This is a genomic window from Pseudotabrizicola sp. (assembly GCF_030656345.1).
In the GTDB taxonomy this organism is placed as follows: Bacteria; Pseudomonadota; Alphaproteobacteria; order Rhodobacterales; family Rhodobacteraceae; genus Pseudotabrizicola.
This window is the reverse complement of record NZ_JAUSNR010000010.1, coordinates 33,073-49,706: the sequence shown is the minus strand read 5'-3', so window position 1 is coordinate 49,706 and position 16,634 is coordinate 33,073. Positions and strand designations below refer to the sequence as shown.

At 64.7% G+C, this 16,634-nt stretch carries 18 protein-coding genes and 1 pseudogene; 13 read left to right on the top strand and 6 right to left on the bottom strand.

The window, feature by feature from the left end; translation table 11 throughout:
* Nucleotides 1-4: 4 nt before the first annotated feature.
* Nucleotides 5-625, bottom strand: a complete 621-nt coding sequence (locus Q7J44_RS03920; RefSeq protein ID WP_304877174.1) for a PAS domain-containing protein — start codon at nt 623-625, stop codon at nt 5-7.
* Between the two features lie 220 nt (nt 626-845).
* On the opposite strand from Q7J44_RS03920, the gene Q7J44_RS03915 reads away from it, so the two are divergent.
* Genes Q7J44_RS03915 through Q7J44_RS03905 form a run of 3 tightly spaced genes read left to right on the top strand, consistent with a single transcriptional unit; the run spans nt 846 to nt 2,898 of the window.
* Nucleotides 846-1,742: a YicC/YloC family endoribonuclease gene (locus tag Q7J44_RS03915; RefSeq protein ID WP_304877172.1), complete on the top strand. Its 897-nt coding sequence runs from the start codon at nt 846-848 to the stop codon at nt 1,740-1,742.
* Nucleotides 1,743-1,744: 2 nt separating this feature from the next.
* Nucleotides 1,745-2,380 carry a guanylate kinase gene (gene gmk / locus Q7J44_RS03910; RefSeq protein WP_304877170.1) on the top strand — a complete coding sequence of 212 codons (636 nt, stop codon included), beginning with the start codon at nt 1,745-1,747 and terminating at the stop codon, nt 2,378-2,380.
* Nucleotides 2,377-2,898, top strand: coding sequence for a gamma carbonic anhydrase family protein (locus Q7J44_RS03905; RefSeq protein WP_304877168.1), 522 nt, complete (start codon nt 2,377-2,379; stop codon nt 2,896-2,898). The genes gmk and Q7J44_RS03905 overlap by 4 nt, the downstream gene beginning before the upstream one ends.
* On the opposite strand, the gene Q7J44_RS03900 is transcribed toward Q7J44_RS03905, so the two are convergent.
* A complete protein-coding gene (locus Q7J44_RS03900; RefSeq protein ID WP_304877165.1) occupies nt 2,895-3,260 on the bottom strand; it encodes a hypothetical protein in 366 nt (121 codons plus the stop codon). The two genes, Q7J44_RS03905 and Q7J44_RS03900, sit on opposite strands and share 4 nt — an antisense overlap.
* 181 nt (nt 3,261-3,441) lie before the next feature.
* On the opposite strand from Q7J44_RS03900, the gene Q7J44_RS03895 reads away from it, so the two are divergent.
* Entirely contained in the window at nt 3,442-4,461 is a 1,020-nt protein-coding gene (locus Q7J44_RS03895; protein WP_304877163.1) for an ATP-binding protein, read from the top strand.
* 7 nt (nt 4,462-4,468) lie between these two features.
* Here Q7J44_RS03895 and Q7J44_RS03890 read toward each other — a convergent pair whose 3' ends face one another.
* From Q7J44_RS03890 to mazG, 3 genes are all read right to left on the bottom strand, one after another.
* Nucleotides 4,469-5,416 (bottom strand): nucleoside hydrolase, encoded by a 948-nt coding sequence (locus Q7J44_RS03890; protein ID WP_304877159.1) that lies wholly within the window; start codon nt 5,414-5,416, stop codon nt 4,469-4,471.
* Between the two features lie 299 nt (nt 5,417-5,715).
* On the bottom strand, nt 5,716-6,723 hold the full coding sequence (locus Q7J44_RS03885; protein ID WP_304877157.1) for a Fe(3+) ABC transporter substrate-binding protein: 1,008 nt from the start codon (nt 6,721-6,723) through the stop codon (nt 5,716-5,718).
* An 82-nt stretch (nt 6,724-6,805) separates the two neighbouring features.
* The gene (gene mazG / locus Q7J44_RS03880) at nt 6,806-7,636 is read right to left on the bottom strand and encodes a nucleoside triphosphate pyrophosphohydrolase (RefSeq protein ID WP_304877155.1); all 831 of its coding nucleotides are present in this window, start codon (nt 7,634-7,636) and stop codon (nt 6,806-6,808) included.
* A gap of 57 nt (nt 7,637-7,693) precedes the next feature.
* Here mazG and Q7J44_RS03875 point away from each other — a divergent pair, with 57 nt between their 5' ends.
* The 6 genes from Q7J44_RS03875 (at nt 7,694) to Q7J44_RS03850 (ending at nt 12,801) form a co-directional block, all read left to right on the top strand.
* The gene (locus Q7J44_RS03875; RefSeq protein ID WP_304877152.1) at nt 7,694-8,857 is read left to right on the top strand and encodes an amidohydrolase; all 1,164 of its coding nucleotides are present in this window, start codon (nt 7,694-7,696) and stop codon (nt 8,855-8,857) included.
* Between the two features lie 292 nt (nt 8,858-9,149).
* Nucleotides 9,150-10,301, top strand: a complete 1,152-nt coding sequence (locus Q7J44_RS03870; RefSeq protein WP_304877150.1) for a glycosyltransferase family 2 protein — start codon at nt 9,150-9,152, stop codon at nt 10,299-10,301.
* A gap of 141 nt (nt 10,302-10,442) precedes the next feature.
* Nucleotides 10,443-11,408 carry an agmatinase gene (gene speB, locus Q7J44_RS03865; protein WP_304877148.1) on the top strand — a complete coding sequence of 322 codons (966 nt, stop codon included), beginning with the start codon at nt 10,443-10,445 and terminating at the stop codon, nt 11,406-11,408.
* Between the two features lie 8 nt (nt 11,409-11,416).
* Nucleotides 11,417-11,860, top strand: a complete 444-nt coding sequence (locus Q7J44_RS03860) for a DUF1499 domain-containing protein (RefSeq protein ID WP_304877146.1) — start codon at nt 11,417-11,419, stop codon at nt 11,858-11,860.
* 10 nt (nt 11,861-11,870) lie between these two features.
* The gene (locus Q7J44_RS03855) at nt 11,871-12,332 is read left to right on the top strand and encodes a GNAT family N-acetyltransferase (RefSeq protein ID WP_304877144.1); all 462 of its coding nucleotides are present in this window, start codon (nt 11,871-11,873) and stop codon (nt 12,330-12,332) included.
* Nucleotides 12,333-12,363: 31 nt separating this feature from the next.
* Nucleotides 12,364-12,801, top strand: coding sequence for an NUDIX hydrolase (locus Q7J44_RS03850; RefSeq protein ID WP_304877141.1), 438 nt, complete (start codon nt 12,364-12,366; stop codon nt 12,799-12,801).
* 9 nt (nt 12,802-12,810) lie between these two features.
* On the opposite strand, the gene Q7J44_RS03845 is transcribed toward Q7J44_RS03850, so the two are convergent.
* Nucleotides 12,811-13,971 (bottom strand): AI-2E family transporter, encoded by a 1,161-nt coding sequence (locus Q7J44_RS03845; RefSeq protein ID WP_304877139.1) that lies wholly within the window; start codon nt 13,969-13,971, stop codon nt 12,811-12,813.
* Between the two features lie 164 nt (nt 13,972-14,135).
* On the opposite strand from Q7J44_RS03845, the gene prfA reads away from it, so the two are divergent.
* The 3 genes and pseudogenes from prfA to Q7J44_RS03830 form a co-directional block, all read left to right on the top strand.
* A complete protein-coding gene (prfA, locus tag Q7J44_RS03840; protein WP_304878013.1) occupies nt 14,136-15,191 on the top strand; it encodes a peptide chain release factor 1 in 1,056 nt (351 codons plus the stop codon).
* Nucleotides 15,188-16,039: a peptide chain release factor N(5)-glutamine methyltransferase gene (gene prmC, locus Q7J44_RS03835; RefSeq protein ID WP_304877137.1), complete on the top strand. Its 852-nt coding sequence runs from the start codon at nt 15,188-15,190 to the stop codon at nt 16,037-16,039. The genes prfA and prmC overlap by 4 nt, the downstream gene beginning before the upstream one ends.
* 270 nt (nt 16,040-16,309) lie before the next feature.
* Nucleotides 16,310-16,565, top strand: a pseudogene (locus Q7J44_RS03830) (DUF4167 domain-containing protein); the annotation flags it as partial.
* Nucleotides 16,566-16,634 lie beyond the last annotated feature (69 nt).

The window sequence follows — 16,634 nt, the reverse complement described above, 5'->3', positions numbered from 1 at the left end:
TGGCCTACGCCTTCACCAGCCGCAGATAGGGCACGCCGGGCTTTGCCCGTGGCGGCTGCGGCAGGGCGGGGGTGCTGTCCTGCACCGGCGTGGTGGTGGTCAGCGGCTCCAGCGCGGCTTGCGTGACCTCAAACCGGCGCGGGGCGCGGCCGATGGTGCCGGTCAGATCCAGACAGCCGATGGCCAGCGTTGCCGCGCCATCCTGATCCAGCATCGGCAGGATCTGCATCCGCCCGGTCAGGCCCGAGCGGATCAGGCCGACCTCGGCCCGCAGGTCCAGCGTCAGGATTGACGGCGCGCGGAACACCCGTTCGAGATCCAGCGGCAGCCGGTCGCGCGAGGCCCCCAGAAACAGGCACGACAGCGGCATCCCGCGCACATCCATGCCCATCAGATCATTGTAGGCGGTGCCGGCGATGCGAAACCGGGCGATGCCCGGCGCGATGCGCTCGATCAGAAAGCTGTGCTCCAGCGCGTCGGCAAGGCCGCGCGGATCGACCCGGTCGCGGCGCGGCAGGTGATCGCCGCTGCGCAGCGCCTCCCAATAGGCGCGCAACCCGGCAATCCGGCCCGGACCCCGGTGATCAGACCCGTCGGAGGTGCGCCCGCTTTTGCCAGATGTCATGTTCTGTTCCCCTGTGATTGCGCGGGTCGCCCGTGGTGCCCGGTTGCCCCGGCCTTTCTGGCCATGATATGTGGTCCGGGCGGTGGGCCGCTTGGCGGGCTTGCGTGCCGGATGCCGACTCAACGTCCTTACTCAGGTGTTAAGCTACACCAAAACCGGGGCAGATTGGGTGGGATTCTAAACAAATGGTAAATGCCGCCGGAGGGCGGGGGGAGCGTTGATGACCATATCCATGACCGGATTTGCCGCCCGCAAAGGGCAGGGCGCGGGCTTTGTCTGGGCCTGGGATATCCGGTCGGTCAATGGCAAGGGGCTGGACCTGCGGCTGCGGCTGCCCGATTGGGTGGACGGGCTGGAACTGCCGGTGCGCGGCCAGGTGCAACAGGCGCTGTCGCGCGGCAATGTCAGCCTGTCGCTGAAACTCACCGCCGAAGGGGCCGAGGCCGGGACCGGGTTGCAGGTGAACCCGCCGGTGCTGGCCGCCGTGCTGGCGGCGTTGCAGCAGGTGGAAGGGGCGGCGATGCAGGCCGGGGTGACGCTGGCGCAGGCCACGGCCGCCGATGTGCTGGCGGTGCGCGGCGTGCTTGAAACCGCGAGTGCAGAACAGGATACCGGGCCGCTGCGCAGCGCCCTGCTGGCCGATCTGCCCGCATTGCTGGCCGAGTTTGCCGCGATGCGCGCGGCTGAGGGCGCGGCGATGCAAGGCGTGATTGCGGGGCAGCTTGACCAGATCGCCGCGCTGACCGCAGCCGCCGCGACCGAGGCCGATCTGCGCCGCGACACGGCGGCGGCAACCTTGCGCAGCGCGCTTGCCCGGGTGCTGGACCATGCCGAGGGCGCGGACGAAGGTCGGGTGGCGCAGGAACTGGCGCTGATCGCGGTCAGGCAGGATGTGACCGAAGAGCTGGACCGTCTGACCGCGCATATCGCCGCCGCGCGTGCCCTGCTGGCCGAGCCGGGTGCTGTGGGGCGCAAGTTCGATTTCCTGATGCAGGAATTCATGCGCGAGGCCAACACCTTGTGTTCCAAGGCGCAATCGCTGGCGCTGACCCGGATCGGGCTTGACCTGAAAACCGTGATAGACCAGATGCGTGAGCAGGTTCAGAACGTGGAGTGACGATGCAGCGCCGTGGTCTTTTGCTGATCTTGTCATCGCCGTCGGGGGCGGGAAAGTCGACCCTCGCGCGGCGGCTGATGGCGTGGGACCCGACGATCCGGTTCTCGGTTTCCGCGACCACCCGGTCCCCACGCGCGGGTGAGGTGGACGGCCAGCACTATTACTTCCGCGACCGCGCGGCGTTTGAAGCGATGATCGCGGATGGCGATATGCTGGAACATGCCGAAGTGTTCGGCAACCTCTACGGCAGCCCGCGTGGCCCGGTTGAAGACGCGATGCGCGAGGGGCGCGACACGCTGTTCGACATTGACTGGCAGGGCGGCCAGCAGATCCGCAACTCGGCGCTGGGGCGCGATGTGGTATCGGTCTTCGTGCTGCCGCCGTCGATTGCCGAACTGGACCGCCGCCTGCGCGGCCGGGCGCAGGATACGGAGGAGGTGATCGCCGGCAGGATGGCGAAAAGCCGCGATGAGATCAGCCATTGGGCGGAATACGATTATGTGCTGGTGAATGACGATCTTGAGATCTCTTTCAACAGCTTGCTGACCATTCTTGAAGCAGAGCGGATGCGCCGCGACCGCCAGCCTGCGCTGTCGGATTTCGTGCGCGGCCTGAACCGGGAGTTTGAGCAAAGATGATCTATGCCCTTGGCGATATCGCCCCCGTCATCGACCCCACTGCCTGGGTGGCACCGGATGCCAATGTGATCGGGCGCATCGTGCTGGAGGCGGAAAGCTCGGTCTGGTTCGGGGCGACCTTGCGCGGCGACAATGAGGTGATTCATGTCGGCCATGGGTCCAACGTGCAGGAAAACTGCGTGCTGCACACCGATATGGGCTATCCGCTGACCATCGGGGCCGATTGCACCATCGGTCACAAGGCGATGCTGCATGGCTGCACCATCGGGGCGGGCGCGCTGATCGGCATGGGGGCAACGGTGCTGAACGGTGCGAAGATCGGGCGCGGTTGCCTGATCGGGGCGGGCGCGCTGATCACCGAAGGCAAGGAGATCCCCGATTTCAGTCTGGTGATGGGCAGTCCCGGCCGGGTGGTGCGCACGCTGGATGCCGAGGCGCAGGCGCGGCTTTTGCGGTCAGCGGAAAGCTACCGCGCCAATGCCGCGCGGTTCCGGGCCAGGTTGCGGCCCTTGGTCTAAAGCACCACCAGCGAAACGGTCATGCCCCGCGCGGCCCGTTTCAGTTCACGCTCTACCATCGCCAGATCGGGCAGGGGCGGCGCGATGACAACAACCGCGCCGCGATAGCCTGCAGCGGCCAGATCGGCCAGAATATCCAGCGCATCGACCTCGCCGCCCAGCAAAAGGCAGCCGATCAGCGCATTTTCAATCTGGTCCAGCCCGGCAAGCGCAATATCCTGCGGCAGCAAAGCCACCACCGGGCGTTTCTTGTCGGCCAGATGCAGCGCAAGCGCTTGGGGCAGGCCGATGCCGATCAGCGGGCCGGAAGACCTGCGCAGGCCGGGCCTGTCCGGGTCTGAGGTTGCATGGGGAAGTGTCACGGGAAACTCCTGTAAAAGGCGGCGCTGGTACTGTCGGGGAAGACCCCCCGGGAACACGGTGACGTAACGGAAGGCACCAATGGAACTTTAGTCGGGAATCGCTGCAGATCAAGCGTGCGTCTCGCTTTCCTGCGTCAAAGACCGTAAGGGAAACCCGACAGCAAACGCACCGGGGCATACCATGATCGAAGCAGCAGTTCTGAGCGGCGTTCCCCTGCCGGCCCTGATCGTCGGCCCGGATGAGCGGATCACGGTGATGAACCCGGCGGCGGTGGCGATGTTCGGGGCCGCGATGCTGGGCCGGCACCACGCGATTGCGCTGCGCCATCCCGAGGTGCAGGCGGCGCTGATGCGCGCCCTGCGCGCGGCCGAGGGCGGGGTGGCGCGGCAGGTGGTGCCGGGCCCGTCGCAGGATGCGGTGCACCGGGTGACGGTGACGCCGCTGCCGCAAGAGGCGGGGGTGCTGTGCGTGCTGGAGGATCTGTCCGAGGTGGAGCAGATGGGCCAGATGCGGCGCGAATTCGTGGCCAATGTCAGCCACGAGCTGCGCTCGCCGCTCACCGCCCTGTCGGGGTTTATCGAGACGCTGAAGGGGGCGGCGAAAGACGACCCCGTCGCGCGTGAGCGGTTCCTGTCGATCATGGAGCGTGAGGCGGGCCGGATGAACCGGCTGATCCGCGACCTGTTGCACCTGAGCCGGGTGGAGGCCGAAGAACGTGTCCGCCCGACAGCGCTGGTCGAGATGGTGGAAATCCTGCGATCGACCAAGGCCACCCTGCGGCCACTGGCCGAAGCCAATGGCGTGACGGTGCGGCTGGACCTGGCCGAGGGCCTGAGCACTCAGGTGCCCGGCGATGCCGATCAGCTGGTGCAGGTGTTCCAGAACCTGATGGAAAACGCGGTGAAATACGGCGGCGCGGGGGGCGAGGTGGTGGTGCGGCTGACGCCCGACAGCCTGCCGAAATCATCCGCGCTGCGGATCGAGGTCATCGATCAGGGCGAGGGAATCGACCCCCGCCACCTGCCGCGCCTGACCGAACGGTTCTACCGCGTCGACAGCCACCGCTCGCGCGAAAAGGGCGGCACCGGCCTTGGCCTTGCGATTGTGAAACACATCGTCCAGCGCCACCGGGGCCGGTTGCAGATCGCCAGCGAGCAGGGCAAGGGCAGCACCTTCGCCGTCATCCTGCCGCTGGAGTGATCAGGGGTCAGAGCCGGGCGATCCGCTCGGTCAGCAGCGCGAAAAACCCATCCGCATCGACCGAGCCGATGAACAGGGCGTTCGACGGCCGCCCCGTCACCCCCCACCAGTCGGCCACGGTCATGCCCATGGTCAGCTCGGACTGGGTCTCGATCTCTACATTGATCTTGCGGCCCTGAAACAGCTCGGGCCGGATCAGCCAGGCGATGACGCAAGGGTCATGCAGCGGCGCGCCGTCACTGCCGTATTTCTGCTTGTCGAAACGTTCAAAGAAATCGGTCCATTCCGCCACCATCCGCCCCGGTTCGGTGCCAAGCGCGCGGAACGCCTTGACCCGCGCGCCGGTGGTCAGCGCCTTATGGGTCACATCCAGCGGCATGACCACCAGCGGAACGCCGGATCTGAACACGATATCAGCGGCTTGCGGGTCGACATAGATGTTGAATTCGGCAACCGGGGTAACATTGCCCTGCTCGAAATATCCACCGCCCATCAGCACGATCTGTTGAATGCGCCCGGTGATATCGGGCGCGCGTTCCATCGCGGTTGCGATATTGGTCAAGGGCCCCAGCGCGCACAGGGTGATGGTCTGTGCCGGTTCGCGGCGCAGGGTTTCGATGATGAAATCAACGCCATGCTGATCCTGCAGCGGCATCGTCGGGTCTGCCATCTGCGGGCCATCCAGCCCGGTCTTGCCATGCACATATTCCGCCGTCACCAGCGGGCGCACCATCGGCCGGTCGCAGCCGGCAAAGACCCGCATTCCGGGCTGGCCCGCCAGTTCGCAGATGATCCGCGCATTGCGCTGCGTCAGGTCCAGCGGCACGTTCCCGGCAACGGCGATGATGCCCAGCACCTCAATATCTTCGGGGCTGGCCAGAGCCAGCAGGATGGCAACGGCATCGTCCTGCCCCGGATCGGTGTCGATGATGATTTTACGCGGGGCGTCAGACATTGGCTTCTCCTGTCAGGAGGCTAACAAGCTGAGCATAGCGCATTTGTCCAGACGGTAAAATATTTGTCCGAAAAACTGTGTGATGATAGCCTCAGACCAGCGGGTTTTAGCTTCATCACCGTGAGTGGGGGGTGTCATGGCAGGGGATGCGTTGCTGGTCGGCACCAAGGGGGGCTGCCGGTCGCGCGACGGCGGCGAAAGCTGGCAAGACCACCTGCCCACGGTTCTGTGCGTCGAGGTGCTGCAATGACAAAAGGCCCCGGATCGCTCCGGGGCCTTTCTCCTGCCCGAACAGGGAATTACCCGTCGAAGTTCACTTCTTCGATCAGCTTCAGCGCGGCCGGGCGCAGCTTGGCGACTTCGGTCAGCGGCTTGGTGTCTGCGGTGAACTCACCCCAGCTTGCCACCAGTTCCGACCGCTCGACGCCCGCCTTGACCGGGAATTCGTAGTTGGTTTCGGCATAGATCTTCTGTGCGGTGTCTTCGGTCAGCCATTCCATGAACTTGATGGCATTTTCCTTGTTCGGTGCGGCTTTGGTCAGCGCCACGCCCGAGACGTTCACATGGGTGCCGCCATCCGTGAAGGTCGGGAACACGATATTCACCGCTTCGGCTGCCGGGCGCTGTTCCGGGTCGGCCATCATCTGACCGATGTAGTAGGTGTTGCCGACGGCGATGTCACATTCGCCTGCCGCAATCGCCTTGACCTGATCGCGGTCACCGCCATCGGGTTTGCGGGCGAGGTTGGCTTTGACGCCTTCCAGCCAGGTTTTCGCAGCTTCTTCGCCATGGTGGGCGATGACGGCGGCGGTCAGGGCGACGTTATAGTCGTTGGTGCCCGAGCGGATGCAGATACGGTCGGCCCATTTCGGATCGGCCAGATCTTCATAGGTGGTCACTTCGCCCTCGGCCACGCGGTCTTTGCTGGCATAGATGATGCGGGCGCGGGTGGTGACGCCGAACCAGTGGTTGGCCTCGTCGCGCAGCTCTGCCGGGATGTTGGCGGCCAGCACCTCGGAGTCGACAGCTTGGGTCACACCGGCATCGACCACCTGCGTCAGACGGGCGATGTCGACGGTCAGCACCAGATCGGCGGGCGAGCGGTCGCCTTCAGCCACCAGACGTTCCGACATGCCTTTGTCGACAAAGGCGATGTTCACCGTGATGCCGGTTTCGGCCGTAAAGGCGTCGATGATCGGTTGGATCAGCTCGGGCTGGCGGTGGGAATAGATGTTGATCTCATCGGCCAGCGCGGGCATCGCGACAGAGCCAAGGGCAAGGGCTGCAAGGGAAAGACGGAAAGTCATGGTTGAGTCCTTTGGTCGGAAATTATGCAGCCCATAAACCCGACAAAATCGCTTCGGTCAATAGTTGAGTGAAAAACTTTGGTTACCCCTGCTGCGCCTTGCCGGCCTTTTCCTCAGCCTTGGCGCGGTCCCACAGGGCATCCATTTCTGCCAGACCGGACTGGTCCGGCGTGCGGCCATCCTCGGCCAGCCAATCCTCGATCCGCTGGAAACGGCGGGTAAACTTGGCATTGGCGGCGCGCAGGGCGGCTTCGGGGTCGACATGCAGGTGCCGGGCGAGGTTGGCCATGACGAACAGCAGGTCACCGAATTCCTCGGTCACCTCGGCTTGCGTCAGGGTGTCGCGGGCCTCGACCAGTTCGGCCGCTTCCTCGGCGATCTTGGCGACCACCTGATCGGTCGATGGCCAGTCGAACCCGACGCGGGCGGCGCGCTTTTGCAGCTTCACCGCCCGCATCAGCGCGGGCAGGCCAAGCGCCACACCGTCGAGCGCGCGGGCTTTCCCACGTTCCTGCGCTTTCAGCGCTTCCCAGTCGGCGGTCTGTTGGTCGGCGGATTTATCGCGCGATTCGCTGCCGAAGACATGCGGGTGACGGGCGACCATCTTGTCGGAAATGCTGCGGATCACGTCATTCAGGTCGAAATACCCGGCCTCTTCAGCCATCTGCGCATGGAACACCGACTGGAACAGCAGATCGCCCAGTTCGCCGCGCAGATCATCCCATGCCTGCCGTTCAATGGCATCGGCGACCTCATACGCCTCTTCGATGGTATAGGGCGCGATGGAGGCGAAATCCTGTTCCAGATCCCAGGGGCAGCCGGTGGCGGGGTCGCGTAAGCAGGCCATGATCGCGCGCAGGCGCGGCAAGCCGCCATCGGGGTTATGGATCAGGTCATCTGAGGGGAGGGGCATTGCGGGCACCAGTGTTTTCCGATTTGATCAAAGGCCGAAGTCCATAGGAGAAGACCCATGCCCGTCCTGAACCGTATCGCGGCTTTTGCCGAAGAAATGAAGGGCTGGCGTCGGCACCTGCATGCGAATCCCGAGCTGGCGTTCGACTGCCACACCACCGCCGCCTTCATCGTGGCGCGTCTGCGCGAGATGGGGGTGGATGAGATTCATGAGGGCATCGCGCAAACCGGGGTGGTGGCGATCATCAACGGGCAGGGCGCGGGGCCGACCATCGGGTTGCGCGCCGATATGGATGCGCTGGCGATTCAGGAGATTACCGGCGCCGACTATGCCTCGACCATTGCGGGGCGGATGCATGCCTGCGGACATGACGGGCATGTGACGATGGCGCTGGGGGCAGCGAAATATCTGGCCGAGACCCGGAATTTTGCCGGACGCGTCGCGATCCTGTTCCAGCCCGCCGAGGAAGAGGGCGGCGGCGGCAATGTGATGGTGCAGGAAGGGGTGATGGACCGTTTCGACATCGCCCGCATCTTCGGCATCCACAATGCGCCCAATCTGGCGCTGGGGCATTTCCAGACCACGCCGGGGCCGCTGATGGCGTCGGTCGATACCGCCTGGGTCACGGTGACCGGCAAGGGCGGGCATGGGGCGACGCCGCATGAATGCATCGACCCGGTGGTCGCGGTGGTGGCCATGGTGCAGGCGATGCAGACCATCATCCCGCGCAATGTGTACGCAATGGATGAGGCGGTGATCTCGGTCACGCAGATTCATGCCGGGACGGCATCGAACATCATCCCCGAGGTGGCCACCTTCTGCGCCACGATCCGGGCGTTCCGGCCAGAGGTGCGCGAGCTGCTGAAACGCCGGGTGCACGAGATTGTGGCGGGCCATGCGGCGGCGTTCAATGTAGAGGCCGGGGTCGATTATGACTGGGGCTATCCGGCCACCGTCAACCACCCCGAAGAGGCCGATTTCGCTGCGGCTGTGGCGGCAGAGGTGTCGGGTGAGGCGGCAGTGAATGCGCGGGCCAACCGCGAGATGGGGTCGGAAGATTTCAGCTATATGCTGGAGGCCCGGCCCGGGGCCTATCTGTTCATGGGGATCGGGCCGGGGGCAGGGCTGCACCACTCGGCTTACGATTTCAATGACGAGGCAGCGCCCATCGGGGCCAGCTTCTTTGCCCGGCTGGTCGAACGGGCGCAACCGCTGGCATAGGGTTTCTCCCTCTGCTGCAGCGGGTGATCTTGTTTGAAATCAACCTGTCAGGTTTTGGATGCCGGGGTTTCCCGACTTTTGTCCTGTGACTTATGTGTCGCAGGGCAAGGGGCATTCCGGCGGTCCGGTCGGGCGGTCGGCCCGTTTTTGATTGATCCGTCCGAGTCCCGACCCCTATCCTATCTTTAAAATGGCGTTCTGGTCCGTGACATGCGTGCAGCATGGATCGGAAAACAGGGCGCTGCATTGAGGATGCGAGGGTCATATGGCGGAATTGCGGGAAGGGGCATCAGTGCCCGCTGACGGGGCAGGCACATTCGCGCTGGTTGCGACCGTAAAGGATGAAGGTCCTTATTTGTGGGAATGGGTCGCCTATCACCGGATGATCGGGTTTCATGATATCATCATTTTTCAGAATGACTCGACCGATGGCACACATGAAATTCTGGCTGAATTGGCGCGTCATAATCTGGTGACGTATAAATACAACCGCGCCCCGCGGGGCTGTCATCAGGTCCGGGCCTATACCCGCGCGACCCGGCAGCCCGGCTACCTGGCCGCTGATTGGGTCATGGCGCTGGATCTGGATGAGTTTCTGGTGATTCACGCCGGGGATGGCACTTTACCCGCGCTTTTGAAAGCGATGCCCGCGTTTGACTGCGCCTATATCAACTGGCGCAAATTCGGCAATTCGGGGTTTGTCACGCCGCAGGGTGGCCTGCTGACCGAAACATTCACGCGCTGTGAAACCGGCGCGGATATGGCGAAACGGGTAGAGGCCTTCAAAGCGCTGTTCCGGCGCGCCGCTTACGCGCGCCCCGGTGTGCATGTGCCGCGCGCGCTTGAGACAGGGCCGGATGATCTGCGCATTGTCAACGGATCAGGTCTGTCGCCCGACGCGTTCATCACCCGGAATTTTCAATGCTCGGACCCCGGATTGCAGCGGTTTGCGCAGGTCAATCATTATATCGTGCGGGACGCATCGAGCTTTATCCTGAAAAGCGCCAAGGGCAGCGCGCATCAGGCCAACCGCAAAATTGATCACCGCTATTGGCGGGGCCGCAACCGGAACGGGTCTGAAGATCTCCGGCTGGCCGCACTGGCACCAAGGCTGAAGGCGGCGATGCAGCAGATGGATCAGCTGACCGGGGGCAAGCTGGCGGCTTTGACGCAGCAGGCCCGTGCGCATCACCTGCAAGAGATCGAAACGGTGATGGCCGAAGATTGGGCACGCCAGCTGTATCAGCGGTGCGTGACCGACCCGAGCGCGCAGCTGCCGGAACAGGCGGGCGCGACGCCGACGGGCACGATCATCTATATCCGGGACAAACGACCGGCAGGCGCGCCGCCCGTGCCACAGGCAGGCAACGAACTGCCGACCGAGGGCGGGCGCAGCAAGGCGCGGGCGGCCAGTGCCGGTTCCGGTCGGAACAGTCTGGCCTGAGCTGAGACCAAACCCAGACGTGGCCTGAGCCGGGCGAGGGTGCTTGACAGCCGCGTGCCGCTCTGGCCAATTCCGGTCAACCGGATCTGGCGCGTCTCCGAGGGACAGAATGACGACCGTTTGACAAACGGGAGTTTCGATATGGCTTTGGAAGATGCGAAAAAAGATGTCGACGGGGCTTTTACCCGCAAGGGGTTGAAGGGGTTGGCGTTTGAAAATGCCTTTGCCGGCGCGACCAGTTTTCTGCGCCGGACCTATACCAAGGATCTGACCGGGGTGGATCTGGCGATCACCGGCGTGCCGTTCGATCAGGCGGTGACGCACCGCACCGGCACCCGGTTCGGCCCGCGCGCGATCCGCGAGGCGTCTGCGTTGCAGCCGTTCGATCCGCCTTATGGCTGGCCCACCAGCCCGCTGGAAGAGATGGCGATCATAGACTATGGCGATCTGGCGTTTGATTACGCCCATACGCCCAGCTTTCCGGGGCTTTTGACCGCCCACATCCGCACCATTCTGGCGGCCGATGTGGGCACGGTCACGCTGGGGGGCGATCATTTCATCACTTTGCCAATCCTGCGTGCCTATGCCGAGAAGTATGGCCCGATGGCGGTGATCCATTTCGATGCGCATTCCGATCTGTGGGCCGATGACGACATGGACCGGATCGACCATGGCACGTTTTTCTACAAGGCGGTGAAATCGGGGGTGATCGACCCCACGGCCAGCGTGCAGATCGGCATCCGCACCCATTGCGACGATTATCTGGGGGTCGACTACATCGACGCCCGCACCGTGCACGAGCAGGGAACGGCGCAAGCGGTGGCGCGGGCAAAAGCGATTGTGGGTGACCGGCCGGTTTACGTGACCTTTGACATTGATTGTCTGGACCCGTCGGTGGCCCCCGGCACCGGCACCCCGGTCTGGGGCGGGTTGCACAGCTGGCAGGCGGCGGCGTGTCTGCGCGATCTGGCGGGGATCAACATGGTGGGGGGCGATATTGTCGAGGTGTCGCCCGCCTATGACACCACAGGGGCCACCGCGATTGCCGGGGCGCATGTGGCGCATGAGCTGATTTGCCTGTACCACTGGGCGAAATTCCGCAGGTGACATAAGGTATGCGTATGATGGGTCTGATCTTTGCCGCTCTGATCGTGGCCGTGCTGGGGCTGATGGCTTTTGTGCGGCTGGCCCCGGATGATCCGGCCCGCTGGCATGTGGCGCAGGATGGGGCGGGCTGGGCCAAGGCCCCGTGGGATGCGGTCTTGTCGGAAACCGGGGCGGCGCGGCTGCGGCTGTCCGCCGCGAAGGCTGCGCCGGTTGATCTGCTGGCGCGGCTGGACGATATGGCACTGGCGACGCCCCGCACCCGGCGGCTGGCCGGGTCGGTGGCAGAGGGGCGGATCACTTACGTCACCCGGTCCGCCCTGTGGGGCTTTCCCGATTACACTACGGCGGAGGCGCGCGAGGATGGGCTGTACATCCACGCCCGCCTGCGCTTTGGGCGTGAGGATATGGGGGTGAACGCCGACCGGCTGCGGGCCTGGCTGGCGGCGATGTGAGGGGGCGGATATGGCACTGATTTTCCGAAAGGCCCGCGCGGGCGATCTGGCAACCATTGTCGGCCTGCTGGCGGATGATGATCTTGGGCGGCAGCGCGAAGATGCGTCGCGCGATCTGACCGCCTATCAGCGCGCGTTTGAGCAGATTGAGGCCGACCGCAATCAGTTTCTGTGCGTGGCCGAGGAGGACGGGCAGGTGGTCGGCACCCTGCAGCTGAGCTTCATTCCAGGTCTTTCGCGGGGCGGTGCGAAACGGGGGATGATCGAGGCGGTACGGGTGGCGGGTGACCAGCGCAGCAAAGGCGTGGGCCGGGCGATGTTTGACTGGGCCATTGCGACCTGCCGGGCGGAGGGTTGCACTCTGGTGCAACTGACGACCGACAAGACCCGGCCCGATGCGCACCGGTTCTACGATGCGCTGGGGTTTGAGGCGTCGCATGTGGGCTACAAACTGCACCTTGTGCAGGGGTAAGGTGGCCCTCGTTTTGGAACATAGCGCACACATGCCCCTGCCTTTGTCGCCGCCCCCGCTGCATCCTGTCCCTGCCGTTCTCGCGGTTGTCATCCGTGCGGCGCAGGTGCTGCTGGTGCAGCGCGCCAATCCGCCGGATGCCGGGTTTTGGGGCTTTCCCGGCGGCAAGGTTGATTTCGGCGAGACTCTGCTGGCCGCAGCCGCGCGTGAACTGCGCGAGGAAACCGGGGTCACAGCGCTTGCCGAGCGGGTTTTTGCGGCGGTGGATGCCTATGATCTGGCCGAAGATGGCACAGTGCGGCAGCATTTCGTGTTGATCGCGGTGCTGTGCCGGTGGCAGCAGGGCGAGCCGGTTGCGGCGGATGATGCGCTGGATGCGCGCTGGGTTGATCTGGACCAGATCGAGGATCAGGCAGACCTGAGCCTGGACGTGGCCAGCGTGGCCCGTCAGGCTGCCAGACTGGGGTAGTGTCGCCGCTCAGGTCGGGTCGGATGTCAGCCCTGCCTTGGGCTCCGGCTCTTCCTCGGCCAGCGGAACGGGATCGTCGCCGGCAAGAAAGTTGCCCAGTTTCTCCAGCCCCGGCACATGATCGCAGATTACCGAAATCACCACCAGCAGCGGCACGGCGATGATCATCCCGATCACCGACCACAGCCAGGCCCAGAGCGCCACGGTCAGGAACACCACCACTGCATTCATCTGCAAACGGCGGGCGACGAAATAGGGGGTGATCAGCTGGCCTTCCAGCGTGGTCAGGGTCAGATAGGTCAGGGCCACCATCACCGGCCAGAACACATCGGTAAACGTGACCAATGCGACCAGCAGCGCGATGCCAACCCCGGTGATTGCCCCCAGATAGGGAATGAAGTTCAGGGCAAAGGCCACCAGACCGAACAGCAGCGGCGACGGCATGCCAAGCGCCCACATCGCCAGACCGATGGCAATGCCAAGGCAGGCGTTGATCAGGGTGATGGCCCCAAGATAACTGCCCAGACTTTCCTCTATCTCGCGCAGGGCGGAATAGGCGTTGCGCTTTTCACGCATCGAATCAAAGCTTTGCACGATTTTCAGATAGATCAGATCGCCCGAGGCGATCAGAAAGAACAGCAAGAACAGCGTCAGCGCGATCTGGCCCAGCACACCGGGCGTGGTGTAAAGCCCGTCCAGAATGGCCGAGGCCACGTCGATGCCGGCAGTGGGGTCGGATTCGGGGGCGGTGGCTTCGGCCTCGATCTGGGTCATGGCGGTGTCGATCGTCTCGAAGGTGCCGCGAAGGCGCTGCAGCTTTTCGCTGAGCGCGGACTGGATCTCGGGCATGTCGGCGATCAGCTGGCCGGCGGGGCCGGAAACCGACCAGACAAGCGCCACGATGCTGAGCAAGAGAGACAGCACGATGGCGGCCGCCGTAATGCCGGGGGGCACGCCAAAGCGGGTGAGGCGGCGGCGGACCGGCACGAAGACAAAGAACAGCAGGATCGAAAAGGTGATCGGCATCAGGAAATCGCGGGCAAACGCGATGGCCGCGATCATCGCCAGCAGGAACAGACCCACCAGCGGCCACGGCGGCGGGCGGCGGTCAATGTCAGGCCCGGGGGTGATGGGGAACTTGTGCACCGCTTGATAGTTGACAGGCGTCATCGTGACCGCTTCCCCCAGAATCCGCGCCGGAAGCCGGAACGGTGCGGTATGAAACGCGCGACTGTCGTGCCGGTTCCCTTGGGGCTTTCGGTTTTTTGCGGCGCGCCGCCGGGCTGCCGTTGCCCGCTCTTGACCCGCCCGCGCAATCGGGCGACACCGCGCGGATGGTTCCGTTTGACAAGCTTGCCCAGATCACCCAGCGGTTCGAGTTTCTCGAAGCGAAGCTGAATGCCGGGGCAGCCCCCGGCGATATTGCGGGGCTGAGCCGCGAATATTCCGAGCTGAAACCCGTGGTCGACCAGATCGCCGCCTATCGCCGGGGGCTGGATGATATGGCCGAGGCTGAGGGCTGGCTGGCCGACCCCGAAATGAAAGCCCTGGCCGAGGAAGAGCTGCCCCGTCTGCGCGCCCGCATTCCGCAGATTGAACAGGCGCTGCGGGTGGCACTGCTGCCGCGTGATGCCGCCGATGCGCGGCCTGCCATTCTGGAAATCCGCCCCGGTACCGGCGGGGATGAGGCATCGTTGTTCGCAGGCGACCTGCTCAGGATGTATCAGCGCTATGCCGAGGCAAAGGGCTGGAGCTTTGACATTCTGGAGCAGCAGCTTTCTGACCTTGGCGGCATCAAATCGGTGACGGCACATGTCAAGGGCGAAGGCGTGTTCGCCCGCCTGAAGTATGAAGCCGGCACCCACCGCGTGCAGCGCGTGCCGGAAACCGAGGCGCAGGGCCGTATCCACACCTCTGCCGCCACCGTGGCGGTGCTGCCCGAAGCGGAAGAGGTCGATCTGGACATCCCGGCCAGCGACATCCGCCTTGATACCATGCGCGCGTCGGGTGCCGGGGGCCAGCACGTGAACACCACCGATTCCGCGGTGCGCATCACCCATCTGCCGACCGGCATCATCGTCACCAGTTCCGAAAAGTCGCAGCACCGCAACCGCGAGATTGCGATGCAGGTGCTGCGCGCCCGGCTGTTCGATCTGGAACGCGAGCGAATTGATGCCGCCCGTTCCGCCGACCGCAAGGCGCAGGTGGGGTCCGGCGACAGGTCTGAACGCATCCGCACCTATAACTTCCCGCAAGGCCGGATGACCGATCACCGCATCAACCTGACGCTCTATTCACTGGCCCAGGTGATGGCGGGGGATCTGGACGCCATAATCGACGCGCTGCAATCCGAAGATCAGGCGCAGAAACTGGCCGAGGCCGGACTGTGACCACCCAGCCTGTGACCACGCTGTCTGCCGCGCTGGTGCAGGCGGTGCGCGATCTACGCGCGGCCGGTGTGCCCGATGCGGCGGGGGATGCGCGGGTGCTCTTGGCCCATGCGGCAGGCATCTTGCCCGACCGGCTGACCCTGCATCTGCAGGAGGCGGCATCCGAGGCCACGCTTGCAGGTTTCGCCACGCTGATCGCGCGCCGCGCCGCGCGCGAGCCGGTCTCGCATCTGGTGGGCGGGCGGCTGTTCTGGGGCCGACGGTTCATCGTGACGCCCGATGTGCTGGACCCGCGCCCCGAGACCGAAACACTGGTGGCCGAGGCCCTCGCTGCGCCCTTTGCCCGGGTGCTGGATCTGGGCACCGGATCGGGGGCGATTGCGCTGTCGCTGCTGGCGGAACGCGACGCGGCAGAAGGTCTGGGCGTCGATCTGTCGGCGGCGGCACTGACGGTGGCGCAGCGCAATGCCGATGCGCTGGGGCTGGCCGGGCGCTGCCGTTTCGCGCAAGGCTCATGGTTTGGTCCGGTGGACGGGCACTTTGACCTGATCGTGTCAAATCCGCCCTATATCACGCAGGCCGAATTGGCCGGTCTGTCGCCCGAGGTGCGTCTGTTTGAACCCCATCTGGCGCTGACCCCCGGCGGCGACGGGCTGGACGCCTACCGCGCCATTGCTGCCGGTGTGGCGGCGCATCTGGCCCCGGCGGGGCGGCTGTTGCTGGAAATTGGGCCGACGCAAGGCGTGCCGGTGGCGCAGATGCTGCGCGATGCCGGTCTGGATCAGGTGCGGGTGCTGCCCGATCTGGACGGGCGCGACCGGGTGGTGGCGGCGGTAGCCCCTGCCTGACGCGGCTGCCTGAAGCGTTTTGCCGCCCCGCTTGTCGCAGGGAAAAAACAACACAGAACCGCCGATCCTGTGAAATTGACGCAGAATCGGCTTGTCAGGCGCGCTGTGCCATGATTATTCAATATCAGGCGCTGTCAAAGCGCGGCGGGCCTTGCGGCCCCCGTTCAGACGGTGCTTAAACCCGACCTTGCCTGTTAGACCCTTTTCAGGGATCGCGCCATCCGGGTGCTTCATATCCGGGCAAGTCGGACAGTCGGATCAAAGGACAAGATGCGCTCTTCCAAGTCCCGTTCGCGTTCCAAGCAGAACCGCCCGCGCACGCTCGGCAATATCATCAACCGGGTGTTCGAAAGCTCGGGCCCCGAAGGCAAGGTGCGTGGCACCCCGCAGCAGATCATCGAGAAATATCAGATGCTGGCGCGCGATGCCCAGCTGTCGAATGACCGTGTGGCGGCAGAGAATTTCCTGCAGCACGCCGAGCATTACACCCGCATGCTGGGCGAGGCACAGCGCGAGATGGCCGCTGAGCAGGAACAGCGCCAGCAGCAGTTCGGGCCAAGCGGCGGCCAGCAGAGTGGTGGCCAGAATGGCAACA

Coding starts and splice junctions, on each gene's coding strand:
- Q7J44_RS03920 (WP_304877174.1), bottom strand. CDS start 625: ATGACATCTGGCAAAAGCGGGCGCACCTCCGACGGGTCTGATCACCGG.
- Q7J44_RS03915 (WP_304877172.1), top strand. CDS start 846: ATGACCATATCCATGACCGGATTTGCCGCCCGCAAAGGGCAGGGCGCG.
- gmk (WP_304877170.1), top strand. CDS start 1,745: ATGCAGCGCCGTGGTCTTTTGCTGATCTTGTCATCGCCGTCGGGGGCG.
- Q7J44_RS03905 (WP_304877168.1), top strand. CDS start 2,377: ATGATCTATGCCCTTGGCGATATCGCCCCCGTCATCGACCCCACTGCC.
- Q7J44_RS03895 (WP_304877163.1), top strand. CDS start 3,442: ATGATCGAAGCAGCAGTTCTGAGCGGCGTTCCCCTGCCGGCCCTGATC.
- Q7J44_RS03890 (WP_304877159.1), bottom strand. CDS start 5,416: ATGTCTGACGCCCCGCGTAAAATCATCATCGACACCGATCCGGGGCAG.
- Q7J44_RS03885 (WP_304877157.1), bottom strand. CDS start 6,723: ATGACTTTCCGTCTTTCCCTTGCAGCCCTTGCCCTTGGCTCTGTCGCG.
- mazG (WP_304877155.1), bottom strand. CDS start 7,636: ATGCCCCTCCCCTCAGATGACCTGATCCATAACCCCGATGGCGGCTTG.
- Q7J44_RS03875 (WP_304877152.1), top strand. CDS start 7,694: ATGCCCGTCCTGAACCGTATCGCGGCTTTTGCCGAAGAAATGAAGGGC.
- speB (WP_304877148.1), top strand. CDS start 10,443: ATGGCTTTGGAAGATGCGAAAAAAGATGTCGACGGGGCTTTTACCCGC.
- Q7J44_RS03860 (WP_304877146.1), top strand. CDS start 11,417: ATGCGTATGATGGGTCTGATCTTTGCCGCTCTGATCGTGGCCGTGCTG.
- Q7J44_RS03855 (WP_304877144.1), top strand. CDS start 11,871: ATGGCACTGATTTTCCGAAAGGCCCGCGCGGGCGATCTGGCAACCATT.
- Q7J44_RS03850 (WP_304877141.1), top strand. CDS start 12,364: ATGCCCCTGCCTTTGTCGCCGCCCCCGCTGCATCCTGTCCCTGCCGTT.
- Q7J44_RS03845 (WP_304877139.1), bottom strand. CDS start 13,971: ATGACGCCTGTCAACTATCAAGCGGTGCACAAGTTCCCCATCACCCCC.
- prfA (WP_304878013.1), top strand. CDS start 14,136: ATGGTTCCGTTTGACAAGCTTGCCCAGATCACCCAGCGGTTCGAGTTT.